We start from the raw sequence: 17,794 nt of genomic DNA, 5'->3' as shown, positions 1-17,794 counted from the left end.
AAATGTTAGGTTTAGAATTTATCTTTTCAAAGCAAAGATTAGAGCATTATAAAGATATAAACGAACATTTTGAGAACTTGAAATTAATATCTAAGATAATGCCTAAAATAGCAATACTTGAAATTTATCTAAGAAATGCCCTAGATTATGAATTAAATAGTAATTGCAAAGAATGGATAAAAATTAGCGATAATCCTTTTTATTGGCTAAAATAAATGAGTTTAAAGATAAAGATAGTTTAAAGCCTCATCAAATCTTATCACGCCTTAGCTTAGGTGTAGTGGCTAAATTAATCATATCTTACAAGGTGCAAAATAAGATTTTAGATTTAAGGGCTTTTGATTTTAGGAAGTATAGCAGTAGTAATAGAAACTTTTTTATTTACGAAAATACAAAACAAGGCTTTGATAATATAGATAAAGTTAATATAGTTTTAAACTTGCTACATACTTTAAGGAATAGAGCCTGTCATTTTGAAAATCTTTTAAAAATTAGAGAAAATGATAATAAATTATATCCACGCATAAGCACAAAAGAAAAAGGGACTAATATAGGTTTAATGCCTGATAAGATAGAAAACTTTTTAAATGATTTGATTTGTTTAATAAATAAAGATTTGTTAGATTATCTTAATAGGGGTTGAGCCTCCCTTTGAATGTAAAAGAATTATAAAATACAAATACTTAATAAAATATAAAATACTTTGCAAGGCTTTGAATGCATTTAAAATATTTTAAGATAATTATATATATAATACATATATGAACAACAAAGAAAAGTTAATCAAAGAATTAGAAAATAACCCCAAAAATGCAAGTTTTGCTAACATAGAAAAGCTTTTAAGTTGGTATGGTTATAAACTAGTTAGCATTAGGGGAAGTCATCATAAATTTAAAAAAGATAATAAAAGCATTATTGTGCCTTTGCATAAACCTATAAAAGAATTTTATGTAAAGCAAATATTAAAACTTTTAAAGGATGAAAAATGAAAAAAGATATAAATTATTATTTGAATTTGCCTTATAAGATTAATTTAGTAAAACTTGATGATGGCGATTATTTCGCACAATTTGATGATAAAGAACTTAATAAACTTGTCTTAATGGCAGGAGATGGTAAAACACCAAACGAAGCAATAGAAGATTTAAAAAATGCCTTTGCTTGTTATTTAGAAGAAGCTTTGGCTAAAAATGAGTTTATCCCAGAGCCCATACAAAAAGACAAAAGTAAAAATCTAGCTATTACCTTAAAAAATAGTCTTGTAGATGAGATAGATTTTTATTCTAAAAAAATGGGCTTATCAAGAAGTGCATTTCTAGCGGTATCGGCTAAAGCATATATTAAAACACTTTAAGGGGTTAAAAATGAACTTGATTTTAGAAAATGTAAGCGATGATTTGGCAAAAGTCATTAAAGCAATGGCAAAAATAGAAAATACAAAAGTAAAGTTAAAAAAAGAAAAGAAACTTACTATTAATGGCTTTAATTTAAGTTTATTTTAATAAGTGGTTAAATGGGAAAAAGAGAGTAAAATAAGCGATGTTACCAAGTTTTAAAGCTGATTTTGAAGTGGCGATAAAATGGGAAAAAGAAAGAGAATGTCAAGAAGCCATTAATGATAAAATAGAGCCATATTATAATATAGAAATAGAAAAAGCAAAAGATGAAAACTATTTATATGATTATTTATGTAATAGTTGGCTTGAAAATCCTTTATATTTTATCTTTCAAAGTGAAGAATGCACAATTTTAAATAATAAGATAGAAGAACAAAAAATAGCCTTATGTGATTTTTTACTTAATAATGATATTCTTTTTAATAGCTTTAAGATTTTTAACAAATTATCCCCAAGAGAAAGAGTAAAAGAAAGAGAAAATATAATACATAATTTATCACATTTTGTAAAATTTTCAATGGAAAAGTTTTTATATAATACTATATTTAAAAGCGAAATAAAAAAAACTTCAACACAAATAAAAAAAGATAATGAAATATTAGTCAAAGCTTTAAAAATATTAGATGAAAATTTGAAAGATGAAAATATACTAAAAAATACAAAAATAGTCCAATATCATTTTTATAAATTTTGTAATGCTTGTAGAAAAATACCAGCAGCAGAAGAATTGAAAAATTATATATTTACCAATAGACTGCTAAGTAGAAATATAAAAGAATATATCAATTTTTACATAAAGCTAGCTATTAATAAAAATATTTTATTTTCTATAGATTTTAACAATAACAAAAATTACATCAATGCTTGTAATAATAATTTCGATGATTTTATGTTTAAAATGCAAGAAAAATATAAACTGAATAAAAGAGAAGTTAAAAGAAAAGAGCTTAAAAATGCTATTATAAAAGCTTTTGATAATTATTTAAGATATAATTAATATATAATACAATTAATTAAAATATTTTAATTTTAATTTTGTCTTGTCTTTTATTTTAAAAACTGCTAAAATACTTCTTAAATATTTCAAATAATATTTTTTAATTTAATGAAATTTGAAAAGCTTTAAACTTTTTAATCTAGTGCGTTTCAATCAAGTCGCCAAACAAAGAATTAAAACGCACAATTTCATTATAAGAGCCATAGTTTAAGCCCTTAAAAGAAATTGTAATAAATTTAAACTTACTAATTCCTTTTTAATGGCTTTATTAATTGCATTAATAAAATTTAGAAAGGACACAAAATGCAAGACACAAACAAAGACTTTTTAACTATACAAGAAGTAATTACACTTTACAGCTTAAGCAAAGATACTCAAAATAAATACAGAATGCAAAAGAAAATACCTTATATTAAAATAGGTAAAAAAATCTTTTATGAAAAAGTTAAGCTTGATGAGTGGTTTAAAAACCATACTATCAATTAAGGCGGTAGTTATGAATAATAAACAAGCCTTAGAATATTTAAAAAGCGAATTATGTTTTATATTTAATACTAGATTTAGATACTTTGACTTTGAAATTTTTAATTTACTTGAGAAAAAAATACAAATTTTGCAAAAATTACCAGACTTTGAAAGAGAAATAAAAGAGCTTTTAGCAATTTTAGAAAGTAATAAAAAACTTTTTCTTAAAAAGAATACTTTCATTAAAAAAGAACAAAAAAGGCAAATTCTTTTATAAATGCTTGTAAGGCAACTTATGAAGCTTTAAAACACAAATTAAAGGCTTAAAATGAGCATAAGCCTTTTTAATGATGAAATAAAGGCGTATATAAAAAATTATTATTCTATAGTTGATTTTTTATATTTACGCTATGGTTTGGAGTTTGACAAAGCAGGAAATGAAAGACACAATAAAAGCCTTAAAATAAAAACTAACACTTGCTTGATTACTGATTTTAATGGAAGTTTTAGTGGGGATATAATCGATTTTATAGCCTTTAAAGAAAATGTAGAGTTAAAAGAAGCTTTGATTATATTTAGTGATTTTAACAGGTTACCCACGCAAAAGGTGGGTAGCTTTAAACCACAAAAAGAGCCTTTAAAAGATAATAGCTATTTAAAAAATATAGCTTATTCTTTACAGGCTAATTTTAATTTAGCTAATAGCGATTTTATAGAATGTAAGGCTTTAGAAAAAGCTTTTTTTAATGATTTTAGACTTTTTATGCACTTATGTAAATTAAATTTTTTAAAAGATGATGAGTTTGAAAGTATTTTAAAAGACTATTTTGCTTTTTCAAAAGATGATAAAAGTTTGGCTTTTATCTTGAAAGATAAAAACGAAATTAAAAGCGTGGCTATTAGAGAAAAGCTTTTTAAAAATGAATTAGTCAAATGGTTTAAAGTTAAAGGTAGTAGCAATAAATTTATAAAACTTATAAAAGCCAAAGAAAAAGGCTTATTAAAAGATTATTGTTTTATCTTTAGTGGCATCAAAGAAATTATAGTAAGTGAATTGCTAGGATTAAACGCTGTTTGTTTTCAAAGTGATAGCATGATGAAAAATATACACTCACACGAGCAAATAAATGAGCTTTTAAACCTCATCGATAATAAAAGAATAGTTTTTATAGTTGAAAACGATGAGAGCAGTTTTAAAGCTAATTTAGAGCTTTTAAAAGAATTAATACAAATAAATCCTTTGGAAAAAGGCTATTGTGTTTTTAATTATGATGAGGTAAAAAACGCTGATTTTATAGATTTTTTAGCTTATTTAATGAAAGAGTTAAGACAAGACTACCAAAGAGATAAAAAAGGCTTAAATAGTTTTTTTTCTTATATGGAAAAATACTTTAAGAATTATTTTAATAAAAAAATGAATTTATTTTTAAAGGTAATAAAATGAAAGATTATAGTAAAGAAATTAATGATTTAAAAAAAATAAAAAGCCAAGTTATAGATAAACTTGACTTTAAAGAATTTGAAAATATTAAAAGTCAAATAAATGAAACAAGTTGCAACCCTAGTAAAATTATATCACAAAAAAATGCAAATATAAAAAATAATTCTTTTGTAGATTTAACACAATGGGCTATAAGAAGCGTTGATTTAGAAAAAATAGAATTTACATCTTTAATCGATGATTTTTTGGATAAAGGAAGTATTAGTTTTTTAACAAGTGAAGCTAATAAGGGTAAAACTTTTTTAAGTTTTGCTATTTGCAAGCATTTATTAGAATTTAACAAGATTAGAAAAATTATTTATTTTGATGGTGATAATAGCAAAATAACCATTAAAAGCAGGATTAAAAAAAGTATGCAAATAGGGGGATATTATTTTTTAGATTATCCTGCTTTTAATTATATACAAACAAGCAATGTTTTAGAGTGTGGAACTGATGAGATAGAAGTTGATTTTAACTTTATTGTTGAAAAATATCTAGAACCTTTAATGCAAAGCGGTGGTTTGGTTAATGTTTTTATCGTATTTGATAGCCTTTTTAACTTTTTTAATGGTGATATGAATGATAATAAAAAAGTAGCTGAATTTATGAAAATAATTAAAAAAATAAGTCATAAAGGCGAAGCTACTTTTTTATTTATACATCACAAGGGAAAGAGTGCTGAAAATGAGTTCATGGGTGGGGTTAATTTCTTAAATGCGACCGATAACCTTTTTAAAATACAAACAAGTAATAACGATGGAGAAATTTTAAATATAGAATTAAATACAAAAAAGGCAAGAAATTTTTTACCTTATAATTTAAAGGTAGATATAGACTTAAATACGCTTGATTTAAAAATAGAAAGAGCAATAAATGAAAACGATACAAACTTTCTTACAAAAGCTAAAGAAATCATAGAACAAAAAGGCGAGATTTTGCAAGGGGAGTTATTAGAGCTTTTAGAAAAATCAAAAACCGATACACATGCCATTAAAAAGCTAGAAAGTGGAAAAGGGTTATATTTTAATATAATAGAAAAATCAAGAGCAACGGGTGGAAAAGCTTTAAAATATTATGTGCCTTTAAAAGAGAATAAAACCATCATTAACGGCATAGAAATAAATGTCGAGCAAACTTTATTTAGCGAATAAGTAAAAAGCTATGTGAGTTTAATTCATATAGCTTTTTACTTAATTATTATCTTATAGCCATAGCTTAATAAAAACACTCCTAAAATCAAAAAAGTATTTTTACCGATAAAACACCTTAGACAAAAAATAAAAACGCTTAAAATCGCTTATTTTAATTTAGTATTTTTTATAAAAAGTGGTTGAAGGGGGTGTCTTCAAATTTGAAGACACCTAGCAATTAGCACTGCTCAATTTTGAGCACACATCATCAAAACTTACAAATCATCTTTTATTAAGTCTTTAATCTTATTGTATTTTTGAGCTTTGATATAGTTTTCAAGCCAAGATTTAACCCAGTTAGGCGTTTTATCGGCTTTAACCCAATTCATCAAAGTAGGATAGGGCAAGTCGCAAAGAGTAGCAAACTCTTTTTTAGATAGGTTGCATTTTTTTAAAATGCTTTCAAAATCGTTATTAGTCATAATTAAGCCTTTATATTAATTTAATAGCTATATTGTAGCATATAGCATTAAAATAATACTTTAATACTTGACTTATAGATTAAAACAATATATAATTGTGATTTTTAATTATTAAATCAATACAAAAGGATAAAAAAATGGAAAAGTAAGATTTTTTGTTTTTCCATAGATGGAAAAACATAGTATGGAAAAAGAAAAGATTTTAAAAAAATGTAAGAACTTTAAGAGTGAAAATAAACTTTTAAAGGCTTATTCTAACTTCTCTTTGTTTTTGTATTTTTCTAGTATTTTTAATAACTCATCTAAGGCTAAACCTTTTTCATAATAATATAAAAAAGGCTCCACCCACGATGGAATTTCTTTGTCATCTTTCCAATTTGTAGAAATTCCGCTATAACTTACTTTTGCTATATCTGCAAATATTTTTCTTGTTAATCCTAATTGCTTAATTTTTTCATCAAATTCTAATCTTGTCATTTTATAACCTTTTTAGTTAATTATAAAATAATTATAACATTTTTTTATTAAATAACATAAAAATATATTGACTTTTTTAGTAAAAAAATATAAAATTACACTTTATTTTTAGTTAAATACATAAAAAAAGGAGAAAAAATGGAAAAGGTAGATTATTGTAGAATGAGTTGCCTAGATGGCAAAATAAACGCTTTTAAATATCTTTTAGATTTATTTTTAAGTGATTTGGAAAACGAAAACGATGTTAAAACTTGTAATATGTTTGAGAATGATACAAGTATAGAGTATGTAAAAGATATGCTTATGATGATGCTTGATAAGATAAAAGAAATTGTTATCGACCAAGATAATTGTCATCACAATATAGATATGTACGCAAGTGTTTATCATGAAATTATAAAAGATGAGTTAGGTAAAGAATTTACCCCTAAAGAGCTTAAAGAACTGCATAAGAAACAAGAAGAGAGATTATTAAAAGAATTACTTGAAGGGAGTAAAAAGAAATAAAACAAGGTAGTAAGTTTAACTTGCTACCCTTACCTTTAAGGGCAAAAATCTATTTTTAATCTTCTAAATTCAAATACAAATAAACCACGCAATAAAATCCTTATAAAAAGTATATAAAAAAGATGATGTAAATAAAATTTACTCCATATAAAACAAACTTTGAAATATACAAAAATTAATTTAATATTTAAGATAATTTTAAGAAAGGTTGAAACGATAAAAGAAGCTAATTTTAGGGCTTTTGTATAAAACACCACTTAAAAAGATGAGCTAATTAGTGGGGGGGGGCTAATGGGTAGATTAAACCTAGGGCTTAAAAGCTACCTAACTTTAACTTATATAGATTTGTCAAAGTATTTTAATTAAATAGCTTTTCTTTTAAAGGCTTATAAAATAAAATAAGTTATAATAACTAAACTTTGAATCAGTAAAGGAAAAGCTATGCAAACCATAACAATAAAAGCAAAAGAACAAGAAATAAACAAGCTTTTAGATATTTTAAAAGAGTTAAATATCAGTTATGAACTAGAAAGCAACAACTATAAAAAGGCTTTAAATGATTATGAAAGCGGCAAAAGTTGGCAAGAAACAAAACAAGAACTACATAAGGCTTTAAATGATTATGAAAGCGGTAAGGCTAAATTAACGCCATTAGGCAGTGAGTGGCTGTAATGCAAATCCTAGAAAGCGATTTATTTACAAATGAATTAAATATTATTTTATCCTTTATTGTGAGAAAGGAAAGTATAAAAGTTAAAAACACTTTTAAAAATGATTTATACAAGGCTTTAAAAAAGCTTGATTTTATGCCTTATAAGTTTAGAAAGTCTTTAGCCTTTGATGATGAGAATGTAAGAGATTTTATATTTAAAGGTTATGTAATACCTTACAAAATAGACAAAGAAAAAGATTTAATTATTATCTTAGGTATTTATAAAGAAAACCTACCAAACTTTTAAAAAATTACTTTTTAAGCTTTTGAAAAAATGAGTTTAAGTTTCAAGCTAAAAAAGCTTAAAAAAATGAGAAAACTTAAATAAAAAAAGCGTGAAACATTCTATTTAAGCTAAATAAACTTAAATGGCTTTAAAAATACCTTAATATAATTTTTAATAACCCTATAAAATAGGGCTTTAATGATGATATAAATAAATAAAGCTTGAAAAGTGTAGTTTTCAAATTTGATTTAAGTTTTCAAAGGATATTCTTTAAATTTCTATACAAATAAAAAGGTAACTTAATAAAGGTAACTATTATAAAAATACTATAAAATAGGTATTTATTTTTAGTTATATATTTCAAGTCCTTTCATCTGCACCACTTACTTTTATCATTTTCAAACAAGAGTTGATTTCTCATAAATTTTTATTTCATTTTAAAATTTCTTATGATTGTTAAATAAAATGCAAATTTAATTTAGATAAATTTAAAAATTATCTTGCAAAAGATTTGAAAAATAATTCAAATATACAAAATTCAATTCAAGGAGATAAAATGAAAAAATTAGGTTTAGTTTTAGCAGCTTTGGTTGCTTTGAATGTGTCAGCATTTGCAGATTTGATAGTTATCAATAAAAAAGATTTAGTTCCAGTTTCAGCAAGCGAAATGCAAAACAAATATTTCCAAGAGAGTATAAAATCAACTTTAACTGAGCCACTTTTTAAAAAGGCAACTTTTTATGAAGCAGATATTGTTGCAAAAGTTGGTCCAAGAACTTATAATTCAACTCAAGCTATAATACAAAAAGAATATTCAGATAAAAGCAATTATGTTTATTATAAACAAGTTCTTATATTAACTAGTAATGGTAAAAGAGCTAGATTATCTACTCTTTCTTGCGAAATTGCAAGTTTTGATAAGAAGGGGTATTTATGTGGAGGCACAGCTGATCATAATTATTCTATTAAGTAAATATTGCAAATAAAAATCCGCCTTGAGTTTTCACTCTTGGCGGAAATCCACCATTAGAACATACTATGAAAAAACATAGTAAGTATAAAGTATATCTAAATTTTAAGCTTTTTAAGTTAAAAATTTCTAGTTTTTTAAATCGTTTTATCTTTTATATCTTTGCTGTAAAGACAAAATCAGCACTCATTAAAAATCTTTTTCTTGATTAAATTTTTGTAAATTCATTTTTAGTGTTAAAAATGTGATGATATTAACTTTATAAAAGTATTATTATATATTTTTTACTTAGGATAGCAATTATGAAAAAAACAATTTTAACCATTCTTTTTTTACTCACTCTTACGCAAGCTAAGGAAATACAAGTTTATGAAAGTCCTACTTGTGGCTGTTGTGATCTTTGGGCTGATTATATGAAAGCTAAGGGTTATGGGGTTAGTGTTCATAAAACCAATGATTTTCTTAAAATCAAAGAAAAATGGGTATAAAAGATGAGTATCAAAGTTGCCATACGGGTGTGATCGAAGGCTATGCTATTGAAGGGCATGTTCCTGAAAGTGCCATAGTATGGTTGCTTGAAAACAAACCTAAAGATGTTATAGGAATTTCAGCTCCTGACATGCCACAAGGAAGCCCAGGAATGGAACAAGGTTATAGTGAAAAATATCCTGTAATTTTGATGAAAAAAGATGGAAGCTATGAGCTTTATGGATATTTTATAGGAGATAAAAAGCTTTAAAGTAAATTTTAGCTTTTTACTTTTTTGATTTCTTTTTCAAGTATGCTATAAGGAGTTAAGCCTATGAATTTTTCATCCATTTTTCCTTCTTTGAAAAAACTAAGCACAGGTACTCCATATATTTCCCCAATGGCACTTGAAAGGTATTTAGCTGCTCTTTTTTCATAAAACATTGCTAAATTAGATAAACCTTTTTCATCAGCCCAAGCTTTTGCATCGTTTGCATCATTTGCATCGCCTAAAACCACAAAGATATTAAAATCATAATTTTTAGCCAAATTCTGTAAAATAGGAATTTGTTCTTTACAAACTCCGCAATCTTTTGTGAAGAATACGAAGGCAAAATTTTGTGCTTTATCATTTAGTTTTAGGCTTTTTTCAAAACCATTGTAGGCAAAATTATAGGTTTTATCACTATTTAAAGCTTTAAAATTTTCTCCACTATCACAAGCTACAAAAAATAAAGCTATAATTAAAGCAAAGAAGTAAGCTTGGATTCGAAAAATTCCCATGGTTTTTCTCCTAAAATTCTATCTTTTATCATTCCATCTTTAATGATGATGGTAGTAGGGGTTGCAAACACAGCGTAACGATCATTGGTGATTTTAAGATCGTCTTTTAAAACTTTTACATTTTTAAAGTCAAATTGTTCGGCTAAAACCTTAACCACATTGGCATTATCGATGGAATTTATAGCATAAACGCTGATTTTATTGGGGTGATTTTGTATGAATTCATCTAAAGAAGGGAGTTCTTTTAAGCAAGAAGGGCAGCCATTTTGAAAAAAGACTAAGACTTTTAAACTTGTATTATCATCAGCAAGTTTTACAGCTTTTCCTAAGGTATCTTTAGCTGAAATTTCAGCGCTTTTTTCTCCAACTTTTCCAGTATCTTTTGAATTTTCAAAAGAACAAGCATTGAGCAAGAACAAAATGCTTAAGATTAAAAGGCTTTTTTTCATTTTAACACCCCATGTTGTAAGATAAGGGTTCGATCTGCGAATTTGGCTAAATCAGGATTGTGTGTGATTAAAACTATGGTTTTGCCTTCATTTTTTAATTTTTGCAAGGTTTGAAGAACGATTTGTTCATTAGCTTCATCTAAATTTCCTGTGGGTTCATCTGCGAGCAAAAGCTCTGGGTTGTTGATCAAAGCTCTTGCTATGCAAACTCTTTGTTGTTCTCCGCCACTTAATTGGCTAGGTAAATGAGTGAGTCTATGTGAAAGTCCTACTTTTTCAAGAACCATTTTGGCATCTTCTTCATCTACACTTGAGTGATAGTACTGAGAGAGCATAACATTTTCTAAAGCGTTAAGATAGGGGATAAGATGAAATTGTTGAAAGACAAGTCCTATTTTTTCACGACGCAAGGTGATTTTTTGCTCTTCATCCATTTGCTCTAGGTTTTCATTATCCAAGATATACTCTCCAGAGCTTGGAGTATCCATGAGTGATAGTATGTTTAAAAGCGTTGATTTTCCACTTCCCGATGGACCCATGATGGCAAGCCATTCTCCTTCATAGACGCTTAAGTTGATATTGTTTAAGGCTTTAACTTTGCCAAATTCTTTATTTAAATTGTTTATTTTAATAAGTTCTTTTTTCATCATTCACCTTTCAAATTTTCACACACATTGATTTTTAATGCTCTTTTTATAGGAAAAAATGCAGCCAAAAAGGCAAAAATCAAAGAAATGATTAAGGCTATAAAAACAGCTATAAATCTAAAATCAATACTAGAATTAAAAATCAAATAACCAAAGACATTGGCTAAAAATATTCCACAAAAAGCTCCGATTAAACTAGCAAAAAAACTTACTATAAAGCATTCACTAGCAAAAAGTTTAAAAATTTCACTTTTTTTCGCACCCAAGGCTAAACGCAGTGCGATTTCTTTTTTGCGAGAAAATATAATAGAGCTTAAAGTTGTATTAACGCTAGTAGTAACTATGATCAATACTACAAGTATGATTAAAAACATTAAAGCTTTGATTTTTCTAAGCACTAAACCTTCACTTAAGGATACTGAAGATATAGGTTTTGCATCGATGAATTCATTGCTGATTGCTTGTGTTTTGACTTTAACTTCATCAAAATTTCCATAAACTACAGCATTAGCATAGTTAATACCGGCTCTATCGCTTAAATTTTGCACCACGCTTAAAGGAGCTAAAACAATGCTATCAAATTCATCATTGCTTGAAAGTATGCCTTTTATGGTAAGTTTTGTGTTTTTTCCGTTGCTTGGATTATAAATTTGAAGTTCATTGCCTGCTTTTAGGCCTAGTTGCTTGGCTAAATTAACTCCTAAAAAGGCTGAATTTTCATCAAAATCATTTAGAGAAAAGCTTCCTTCTTTAACTTCTAAAAAAGGTTTAGTGATTTTTAAAGCCCTAAAATCAGTGCCTAAAACCACCCCGCTTGTACTGCCTAAATTTAAAAAATCATACAAAAAAGGAGTTAAAGCTCTAGCCTTTAAATTTTCTTTTATTTTTTCATACTCAATATTGGAGATAAAATTTTCATCCTGCTTGGGACTTATCATTACATTTGCTCCATAAGCTTTTAATTCTTTAGAAAGTTTGATGTCGATATCAAAATAAATATTTAAAAAAGCTGAGCAAGTAAGTGCTCCTATAAAAACACTTAAAACTATAATAAAAAGTCTTTGATAAGAAAAGCTAATGCTTTTAAAAAGCTCATTGAGGAAAAACTTATCTACCATAAAGCACTCCTGCAGCTGAAAGTTGTGTGATATTTTTTATAGGAAGCAAGCAACCAAGTAAGGCAATAAGTCCTGCAAAAATAAAGCTTAAAGGTAAAGCTATAAAGGCTATATCAATAAAATATCCAAAAATACTAAGACTGATGATTTGAGAAAGTGCTGTGCCAAAAATAAAGCCAAATAAAGCAGCAAATAAAGCTACGATTAAATTTTCACTAGCAAAGATGAGATAAATTTGAAAAGTATTAGCACCAAGTACTTTTAAAAGTCCTATTTCTTTCTTTCTGCGATGAATTTCAGAACTCATTAGACTTGAAATCGCAATGCTTGCAACAATAAGACAAATAATGCAAGTAATGCCCATTAAGGATTGGATCTTTTTAACCACCAAGCTTTGAGCATCGCTTATAGCATTTAGAGCTTTTGCACCAGCACCTGGTAAGCCATCGCTAATTTGACTAGCGATTGAGCCTACATAAGCTGAGCAATACCATTTGTCATATTCTAACTGATCTAATTTTTCTTCTCCCATGCGACGTACTTTTTCAGAAAGGGCTGATTCAGGTATGGTAAAAGCTCTTACTTCTGCACTTGAGTAAAGCCCTTGTTTGTTGAGTAAATCTTGAGCTAAATTTAAAGGAGCGATGATTTTATTTGACATTTTAGGATTGGCATGAAGTAAAATGCCTACGATTTTTGCTTCTTTGCTTTGATTGTTTTCTCCTATGAGTTTGATAGTATCTCCTAATTTTAATTTATTGTTTTTAGCAAAGTCTTCGCCTAGCATGATTTCATTGCTATCATCTTTTGCCCATTCTCCTTGCACTGCTAAATAAGGATAAAGACTTTTTATACCTGTGATAAAATCATCATCATCTTTAATTTTTATGGCTTTTTGAAAATAAGTACCATAAATAAGTGCTTTTTGTTGGGAGTTTTCAATTGTGATTTTACCTTCCAAAAAAGGAGCAAGTGCGGTGATGTTGTTACGCCAATAAATGTCTTTAATCATATATAAATTTTTTTCTTCTAGGTAGTTTTTGTTTTTTAAGGGTTCATAAAGTTCATTACCTATTTCTATACTAAGGCTTGAGCCTTTGGGTAAAACAAGGATATTAGAGCCATAGCTTTTGAGTTGTTTAGTTACTTCATCACCTATACTTAGGGTAATATTTAGCATAGTAGAGAGCAAAAGCGTGGCTAAAAAACAAGTAAGAAAGGCTAAAAATTTTTGAATTTTGTTTTTAAATATAGAGTTAAAAATCATTTTAGCCAACATCATTTCTCCTTTGGATTAAAAATTGGGCTTCGTTTTCTTCTACATATTTTGTAGGATCTTTTTTAAATTCTTCATAGTTGTTTTGATTTGAAAAATAATAAGTAATCCCTTTATAGCTATAAGAAAAAGGAGCTTGGGTGTTTATAACCTTTGTTTTTGATACAGGATCTTGCACTTCAATTTCTTTGATTTGACTAAAATAATTAGATCCCGCTATTACATCTTTAACATCTATGGTGATTTTTTTACCATCGTATTCGTATTTGAGTGGGATAGGATTGCAACCCCCGCTTTTACCTACACTTGGCAAGAAAATACGCACATTGCAAGAAATGCAAATGAGTTGTCCATCTTTTTTGATATAGCCCATATCTCCACAAATCATACAAGCATCAAAAACAGCTACAGGAGAATCCTTATCTTCTCTTTTGTTGATAAGAAAAAACCTTATCACTTTGCCTTCAGCACTGATATAAGCAAAGCGGTGGAGTTTGTTGTCCCTTAAAAGAGCTATATCAAAGATAAATTTGCCATTCTTATCGGGTAAAATTTCTTTAGGCTCATCTATGGTTAAAGGCTTAGAGCTTACCATAAAAAAGTATAAAACAATGCAAAAACTTATAACACAGGAGATAAAAACACTGGAAAAATAGCGATTAATAAGACTTGTTTTAGCTTCGTTTTTGCGATAATTTATATCTAAAATTTGTTTTTTGCTTATATTTTTTTTGCGAATTTTTAAGCTTAAGAATGCTAAAAAAGTGATGAAAATTAAATAAACATAAATTCCAAAAACACCAAAATAATTACTTTTTCCTACAAAACTCACCAAAAAAGCATGAGTTTCTATGATGGAATTTCGCATTAAAGTAAGCAAGATATTGGCTAGAGCTTTATCGCTTTCTATAAGGATAAGCAGTAAAAACAGCATAAAGCTTGTTTTTTGATTAAAATTTTTTTGCCATTTTAAAAAGAAGAAAATCAAAATACAAACAAGCAAGGCTAAAGCAATAAAACCTAAAGAACTTATACCTTCGCTATCGATTAAAGAGCTAGTAAAAATAGGGAAATCTTGACTTAAAAAATAATAATGCAAAGCGGTGCAAAAACTTAAAATTCCCAATAAAATAAAATTTAAAATTTCAATTTTTTTCCAAAAATAAAATATAAAGCTTACTAGCAATAAACCTATAAAAACAAAATCAAAATTAAAGATTAAATTTTCGGTTTTTAAAAATTGTGCTGCGATAAAAAAAGCAAAATATCCAAATAAAAAGCCCAAAAAAACTACTAAAAAACTTTTAAAAATATATTTTTTATTAGGAGTGATAAAGGCCATTAAAATACTTAGCGGTAAAACACTGATAAGAAAATGCATAAAATATATACTCATAATTTACTCTTTAAACATTGTTATTTTAATTTTTCAAATAAAAATAAAAATATTCAAACACTCGGAAAATCCGAGCGTAAAATTATTTTGGCGTGCCTGTGTATTTGAATTTATAATCTACTTTAAAAGGTTCAAACCACTTACCCACACCTGTTTCTTCATCAACATGGCGTCCAAAACCTTGTTTTTCTGGATTTGAGATATAAAAAGTAAGTTCATAATTTCCTACGCCAAAGCCACCTTTTTTATCTTTTTCCATAGCAATATTTGCACCATAGTGAGGACCATCATCAGCCACCATAGGCATCAAAGTTCCACGTTTAATTGCACCTGTGTCGGTATTTTTAAGTTCATAAGCTATAGTTAAATAAGGCATCCAAAAACCTTCTGGAAAACCATTTGGATTGTTTTTAAGTGCGTGAATGTCAGCTTCTAGGTGAATATCTGCTAAAGATGCAGCTAAGTCAATACCTCTTGGCTCCATTTCAATAGGTTGTAAATAAACAGCGGCTATTTCCATGCCATTAAGTTCTTTTGGATAGCCGATCGGCACTTCGCCTGCAAATAAATTTGTACTAATAACCGCAGCTGCAGCAACTACTGATAAAACTTTTTTTATCATGATTTTACTCCTTTTTTTGAAATTTGTTTTGTTATTAAAATGCCAATAATTAGCATGATCAAAACTATAAATTGAGGGATTAAAGTTTCATAGTAAGGATAAATTCCAAGCCATAAAATCGGTTCAAAATTCATAGGTATAAGACTAGGAATGATGACTTTTCCTTCTATGAGTTCGGCTATGCCTTTGCCTGTAAAAACAAAAACCATGTAAAAAATAATGTAAGAAGTGATATAGAAAAATTGTTTTACAGGTATGCGAATGGCTCCTGCTTTTAAAAGAAAATATAAAACAATAAGTATTAAAATTCCAAGTCCAAGTCCGCCAAAAACAGCACCAAAATCAGTGCTTGTTTTAGTATCAAAAAGCAAGGCTTGATAAAAAAGCACAGTTTCTGCACCTTCTCTATAAACAGCTAAAAATACGGTAATCCAAAGGGTTTTTGCGCTATTATTTGATATAGCATCTATAGCACCTTGTTTGATAAAGCTTGTCCATTTTTTATTTTGTGCGTTTGAAAGTAGCCAAAAGCCCACATAAAAGAGTAGTAATACGGCTATAAGCATGGTAATACCTTCTATAAGCTCTCTACTTTGACCTGCATTTTCTTTAAATAGCCAAGAAACTCCAAAAGCGGTAATAAAACTTAAAATCACTCCTGTAAAAAGAGCACTATAGGCGATATTTAGACGATTTTTGTTGCCACTTTGCACAAGATAAGAAACAATGGCTACAATGATAATCAAAGCTTCCAAGCCTTCACGCAAAATAATACCTAAAGCCCATATAAACAGCGAATAAGGAGTAGAATCTTGAATTTTATCCACGCTGCTGGCTATGAGTTGTTCTAAGTCATTAAAAGTAGCTTCAAGCTCTTTTTTATCTGCACTTGCTTTAATCAGTGCCATGCCTTTGGAAAATAAACTTTCTATTTTAAGTTTTAAGCCACTATCTACAGCACCGATTTTATTTTCCATACCGCTTGATTCAAAAATATCTAGATAAATTCCTTGTAAATCATCTACCATAGAAGTGCTAAAGCCATCATAATTTTTTAAAATTTCATCTAAAGCAAGTTTGATATCATTAGAAACTTTGGCATAATCTTTGCCTTTTGTTTCATCATTAAAGCCTGAAATTTGCAAACTTGAAAGTTCTGAATTTGGAATTTGTAAGAAAACATCAAAAATTTGTTCTTCTATGTTATCTAAGCCATCTCTTAAGCCTTTTTCATCTATTTTTGCATCGTTGATTTGGCGTATAAGGGTGCGTATGGCTTGTTGAATTTTTTGATCGTTTCCTGCTTTGGTAAATTTATTTACTAAAATTTCTACTTTGGTATTGCGATAATCACTAAATAAGGCATCATTTAAAAAATCTTTACTAGTTTGGTAGTTTTTTTCTTTAAAAGCATTAGCTGCCTGTGAAAATTTGGTAGAGATATTATCTAGTATAAATTGCAATCTTACGTCCATTGCAGCGGCAGCTTGTAAATCGGTGCTTGCATTATCATCTATAAGTTTGCTTGTATCATTATTTACAGGTATAGGAGCTTGGGTGGTTAAAGAGCTTTGTGCTAAATCTTTTTTATCTACACCCATCATTTGTGCGATTAAAGCTTCTGCATCAGCTTCGCGTTTGGCATTGGCTTCTAGGCTTGATTTTTCAGCTCTAGCCTTATCATAGTTTATATCGCTTGCTTCTGCTTTTAAACGATATCCATTTTGTAAAATCGGAGCTACTTCATCAAGATCATAATAAAGACTATCAATTAAAGCATTAATTTGTGTCAAAGGAGCTTCATCTTTATACATGCGACGCAAATTTACAAATTTACGCTCCATAGTGATAGCTTTTCTTCCTATGTTTCTTCCTATTGAGCCTTCCATATTTTCAAAATGTTGAAAATACGCATCTTCGCTAAGCTTTTTGGCGCCTAGATTATCGCCCTTTTTATAAGTTTCTATGCTTTGTTTTAGCATATCTTTGATAAGATTTGCTTCATTAATATAATCATCTACCCTAGCAAAAGCTGAGCTTGATAAAAAAATACTTATAATTAAAAATATAATTTTAAAAATTTTCATTATCATTATCCTTGATTTTTGATAAAAATAATATTTATTATCAAAATAAATAATGGCTAGTATAATACTAAAAATCTTAAATAGAACTAAAAAATAAGCTTT

At 27.8% G+C, this 17,794-nt stretch carries 24 protein-coding genes and 1 pseudogene; 15 read left to right on the top strand and 10 right to left on the bottom strand.

Going from position 1 to position 17,794, the window contains the following annotated elements; translation table 11 throughout:
* Nucleotides 1-2: 2 nt before the first annotated feature.
* The 10 genes from FBF21_RS09320 to FBF21_RS08680 all read left to right on the top strand — a co-directional run bounded on the left by FBF21_RS09320 (nt 3) and on the right by FBF21_RS08680 (nt 5,493).
* A complete protein-coding gene (locus tag FBF21_RS09320) occupies nt 3-215 on the top strand; it encodes a hypothetical protein (protein WP_002869694.1) in 213 nt (70 codons plus the stop codon).
* Nucleotides 203-643, top strand: coding sequence for a hypothetical protein (locus FBF21_RS08720; RefSeq protein ID WP_002876071.1), 441 nt, complete (start codon nt 203-205; stop codon nt 641-643). The genes FBF21_RS09320 and FBF21_RS08720 overlap by 13 nt, the downstream gene beginning before the upstream one ends.
* Nucleotides 644-761: 118 nt before the next feature.
* Entirely contained in the window at nt 762-989 is a 228-nt protein-coding gene (locus tag FBF21_RS08715) for a type II toxin-antitoxin system HicA family toxin (RefSeq protein ID WP_002869696.1), read from the top strand.
* Nucleotides 986-1,354 (top strand): hypothetical protein, encoded by a 369-nt coding sequence (locus FBF21_RS08710; RefSeq protein WP_002860113.1) that lies wholly within the window; start codon nt 986-988, stop codon nt 1,352-1,354. The genes FBF21_RS08715 and FBF21_RS08710 overlap by 4 nt, the downstream gene beginning before the upstream one ends.
* Nucleotides 1,355-1,364: 10 nt before the next feature.
* Entirely contained in the window at nt 1,365-1,502 is a 138-nt protein-coding gene (locus FBF21_RS08705) for a hypothetical protein (RefSeq protein ID WP_002869697.1), read from the top strand.
* 37 nt (nt 1,503-1,539) lie between these two features.
* Complete coding sequence (locus FBF21_RS08700; protein ID WP_002782638.1) at nt 1,540-2,394, top strand: hypothetical protein; 855 nt, start codon at nt 1,540-1,542, stop codon at nt 2,392-2,394.
* 303 nt (nt 2,395-2,697) lie between these two features.
* A complete protein-coding gene (locus FBF21_RS08695; protein WP_002869698.1) occupies nt 2,698-2,880 on the top strand; it encodes a helix-turn-helix domain-containing protein in 183 nt (60 codons plus the stop codon).
* 10 nt (nt 2,881-2,890) lie between these two features.
* Nucleotides 2,891-3,136: a hypothetical protein gene (locus FBF21_RS08690; RefSeq protein WP_002869699.1), complete on the top strand. Its 246-nt coding sequence runs from the start codon at nt 2,891-2,893 to the stop codon at nt 3,134-3,136.
* Nucleotides 3,137-3,187: 51 nt separating this feature from the next.
* Nucleotides 3,188-4,303, top strand: coding sequence for a hypothetical protein (locus FBF21_RS08685; protein WP_002869700.1), 1,116 nt, complete (start codon nt 3,188-3,190; stop codon nt 4,301-4,303).
* Complete coding sequence (locus FBF21_RS08680) at nt 4,300-5,493, top strand: AAA family ATPase (RefSeq protein WP_165433025.1); 1,194 nt, start codon at nt 4,300-4,302, stop codon at nt 5,491-5,493. Before FBF21_RS08685 ends, FBF21_RS08680 begins: the two co-directional genes overlap by 4 nt.
* A 254-nt stretch (nt 5,494-5,747) precedes the next feature.
* On the opposite strand, the gene FBF21_RS08675 is transcribed toward FBF21_RS08680, so the two are convergent.
* Both FBF21_RS08675 and FBF21_RS08670 read right to left on the bottom strand, forming a co-directional pair.
* On the bottom strand, nt 5,748-5,954 hold the full coding sequence (locus FBF21_RS08675; RefSeq protein WP_002870306.1) for a hypothetical protein: 207 nt from the start codon (nt 5,952-5,954) through the stop codon (nt 5,748-5,750).
* A 249-nt stretch (nt 5,955-6,203) separates the two neighbouring features.
* Entirely contained in the window at nt 6,204-6,431 is a 228-nt protein-coding gene (locus tag FBF21_RS08670) for a hypothetical protein (protein WP_002870305.1), read from the bottom strand.
* Nucleotides 6,432-6,569: 138 nt separating this feature from the next.
* On the opposite strand from FBF21_RS08670, the gene FBF21_RS08665 reads away from it, so the two are divergent.
* From FBF21_RS08665 to FBF21_RS08645, 5 genes and pseudogenes are all read left to right on the top strand, one after another.
* On the top strand, nt 6,570-6,938 hold the full coding sequence (locus FBF21_RS08665) for a hypothetical protein (RefSeq protein ID WP_002860109.1): 369 nt from the start codon (nt 6,570-6,572) through the stop codon (nt 6,936-6,938).
* 441 nt (nt 6,939-7,379) lie between these two features.
* Nucleotides 7,380-7,610, top strand: a complete 231-nt coding sequence (locus FBF21_RS08660; RefSeq protein ID WP_002876069.1) for a hypothetical protein — start codon at nt 7,380-7,382, stop codon at nt 7,608-7,610.
* Nucleotides 7,610-7,897 carry a type II toxin-antitoxin system RelE/ParE family toxin gene (locus FBF21_RS08655; RefSeq protein ID WP_002782344.1) on the top strand — a complete coding sequence of 96 codons (288 nt, stop codon included), beginning with the start codon at nt 7,610-7,612 and terminating at the stop codon, nt 7,895-7,897. Before FBF21_RS08660 ends, FBF21_RS08655 begins: the two co-directional genes overlap by 1 nt.
* A 535-nt stretch (nt 7,898-8,432) precedes the next feature.
* Complete coding sequence (locus tag FBF21_RS08650) at nt 8,433-8,849, top strand: hypothetical protein (RefSeq protein WP_002860108.1); 417 nt, start codon at nt 8,433-8,435, stop codon at nt 8,847-8,849.
* Between the two features lie 299 nt (nt 8,850-9,148).
* Nucleotides 9,149-9,585: pseudogene (locus FBF21_RS08645) on the top strand (DUF411 domain-containing protein).
* 8 nt (nt 9,586-9,593) lie between these two features.
* Here FBF21_RS08645 and traF read toward each other — a convergent pair.
* The 8 genes from traF to FBF21_RS08605 form a co-directional block, all read right to left on the bottom strand.
* Entirely contained in the window at nt 9,594-10,097 is a 504-nt protein-coding gene (traF, locus tag FBF21_RS08640; protein WP_002860105.1) for a conjugal transfer protein TraF, read from the bottom strand.
* Complete coding sequence (locus tag FBF21_RS08635) at nt 10,058-10,546, bottom strand: TlpA disulfide reductase family protein (protein ID WP_002860104.1); 489 nt, start codon at nt 10,544-10,546, stop codon at nt 10,058-10,060. The genes traF and FBF21_RS08635 overlap by 40 nt, the downstream gene beginning before the upstream one ends.
* Nucleotides 10,543-11,196, bottom strand: a complete 654-nt coding sequence (locus tag FBF21_RS08630; protein ID WP_002860103.1) for an ABC transporter ATP-binding protein — start codon at nt 11,194-11,196, stop codon at nt 10,543-10,545. The genes FBF21_RS08635 and FBF21_RS08630 overlap by 4 nt, the downstream gene beginning before the upstream one ends.
* Nucleotides 11,193-12,311 (bottom strand): FtsX-like permease family protein, encoded by a 1,119-nt coding sequence (locus FBF21_RS08625; RefSeq protein WP_002870101.1) that lies wholly within the window; start codon nt 12,309-12,311, stop codon nt 11,193-11,195. The genes FBF21_RS08630 and FBF21_RS08625 overlap by 4 nt, the downstream gene beginning before the upstream one ends.
* Nucleotides 12,301-13,593, bottom strand: a complete 1,293-nt coding sequence (locus FBF21_RS08620; protein ID WP_079263628.1) for an ABC transporter permease — start codon at nt 13,591-13,593, stop codon at nt 12,301-12,303. Before FBF21_RS08620 ends, FBF21_RS08625 begins: the two co-directional genes overlap by 11 nt.
* Nucleotides 13,580-14,983 (bottom strand): Fe-S-containing protein, encoded by a 1,404-nt coding sequence (locus tag FBF21_RS08615; protein WP_002870103.1) that lies wholly within the window; start codon nt 14,981-14,983, stop codon nt 13,580-13,582. Before FBF21_RS08615 ends, FBF21_RS08620 begins: the two co-directional genes overlap by 14 nt.
* 82 nt (nt 14,984-15,065) lie before the next feature.
* Nucleotides 15,066-15,605, bottom strand: a complete 540-nt coding sequence (locus FBF21_RS08610; protein WP_002787577.1) for an iron transporter — start codon at nt 15,603-15,605, stop codon at nt 15,066-15,068.
* Entirely contained in the window at nt 15,602-17,692 is a 2,091-nt protein-coding gene (locus FBF21_RS08605; RefSeq protein ID WP_002870104.1) for an FTR1 family protein, read from the bottom strand. Before FBF21_RS08605 ends, FBF21_RS08610 begins: the two co-directional genes overlap by 4 nt.
* Nucleotides 17,693-17,794: the final 102 nt, after the last annotated feature.

It is taken from the genome of Campylobacter sp. CFSAN093238, from assembly GCF_012898015.1.
Classification (GTDB): Bacteria; Campylobacterota; Campylobacteria; order Campylobacterales; family Campylobacteraceae; genus Campylobacter_D; species Campylobacter_D jejuni.
This window is presented reverse-complemented; position numbering and strand designations above follow the sequence as displayed.

Excerpts from the sequence above, each read along its gene's own strand:
- FBF21_RS09320 (WP_002869694.1), top strand. The coding sequence starts at position 3 with ATGTTAGGTTTAGAATTTATCTTTTCAAAGCAAAGATTAGAGCATTAT.
- FBF21_RS08710 (WP_002860113.1), top strand. The coding sequence starts at position 986 with ATGAAAAAAGATATAAATTATTATTTGAATTTGCCTTATAAGATTAAT.
- FBF21_RS08635 (WP_002860104.1), bottom strand. The coding sequence starts at position 10,546 with ATGAAAAAAAGCCTTTTAATCTTAAGCATTTTGTTCTTGCTCAATGCT.
- FBF21_RS08700 (WP_002782638.1), top strand. The coding sequence starts at position 1,540 with ATGTTACCAAGTTTTAAAGCTGATTTTGAAGTGGCGATAAAATGGGAA.
- FBF21_RS08650 (WP_002860108.1), top strand. The coding sequence starts at position 8,433 with ATGAAAAAATTAGGTTTAGTTTTAGCAGCTTTGGTTGCTTTGAATGTG.
- FBF21_RS08605 (WP_002870104.1), bottom strand. The coding sequence starts at position 17,692 with ATGAAAATTTTTAAAATTATATTTTTAATTATAAGTATTTTTTTATCA.
- FBF21_RS08685 (WP_002869700.1), top strand. The coding sequence starts at position 3,188 with ATGAGCATAAGCCTTTTTAATGATGAAATAAAGGCGTATATAAAAAAT.
- FBF21_RS08615 (WP_002870103.1), bottom strand. The coding sequence starts at position 14,983 with ATGAGTATATATTTTATGCATTTTCTTATCAGTGTTTTACCGCTAAGT.
- traF (WP_002860105.1), bottom strand. The coding sequence starts at position 10,097 with ATGGGAATTTTTCGAATCCAAGCTTACTTCTTTGCTTTAATTATAGCT.
- FBF21_RS08715 (WP_002869696.1), top strand. The coding sequence starts at position 762 with ATGAACAACAAAGAAAAGTTAATCAAAGAATTAGAAAATAACCCCAAA.
- FBF21_RS08695 (WP_002869698.1), top strand. The coding sequence starts at position 2,698 with ATGCAAGACACAAACAAAGACTTTTTAACTATACAAGAAGTAATTACA.
- FBF21_RS08610 (WP_002787577.1), bottom strand. The coding sequence starts at position 15,605 with ATGATAAAAAAAGTTTTATCAGTAGTTGCTGCAGCTGCGGTTATTAGT.
- FBF21_RS08680 (WP_165433025.1), top strand. The coding sequence starts at position 4,300 with ATGAAAGATTATAGTAAAGAAATTAATGATTTAAAAAAAATAAAAAGC.
- FBF21_RS08675 (WP_002870306.1), bottom strand. The coding sequence starts at position 5,954 with ATGACTAATAACGATTTTGAAAGCATTTTAAAAAAATGCAACCTATCT.
- FBF21_RS08630 (WP_002860103.1), bottom strand. The coding sequence starts at position 11,196 with ATGATGAAAAAAGAACTTATTAAAATAAACAATTTAAATAAAGAATTT.
- FBF21_RS08655 (WP_002782344.1), top strand. The coding sequence starts at position 7,610 with ATGCAAATCCTAGAAAGCGATTTATTTACAAATGAATTAAATATTATT.
- FBF21_RS08620 (WP_079263628.1), bottom strand. The coding sequence starts at position 13,593 with ATGATGTTGGCTAAAATGATTTTTAACTCTATATTTAAAAACAAAATT.
- FBF21_RS08690 (WP_002869699.1), top strand. The coding sequence starts at position 2,891 with ATGAATAATAAACAAGCCTTAGAATATTTAAAAAGCGAATTATGTTTT.
- FBF21_RS08665 (WP_002860109.1), top strand. The coding sequence starts at position 6,570 with ATGGAAAAGGTAGATTATTGTAGAATGAGTTGCCTAGATGGCAAAATA.
- FBF21_RS08705 (WP_002869697.1), top strand. The coding sequence starts at position 1,365 with ATGAACTTGATTTTAGAAAATGTAAGCGATGATTTGGCAAAAGTCATT.
- FBF21_RS08625 (WP_002870101.1), bottom strand. The coding sequence starts at position 12,311 with ATGGTAGATAAGTTTTTCCTCAATGAGCTTTTTAAAAGCATTAGCTTT.
- FBF21_RS08670 (WP_002870305.1), bottom strand. The coding sequence starts at position 6,431 with ATGACAAGATTAGAATTTGATGAAAAAATTAAGCAATTAGGATTAACA.
- FBF21_RS08660 (WP_002876069.1), top strand. The coding sequence starts at position 7,380 with ATGCAAACCATAACAATAAAAGCAAAAGAACAAGAAATAAACAAGCTT.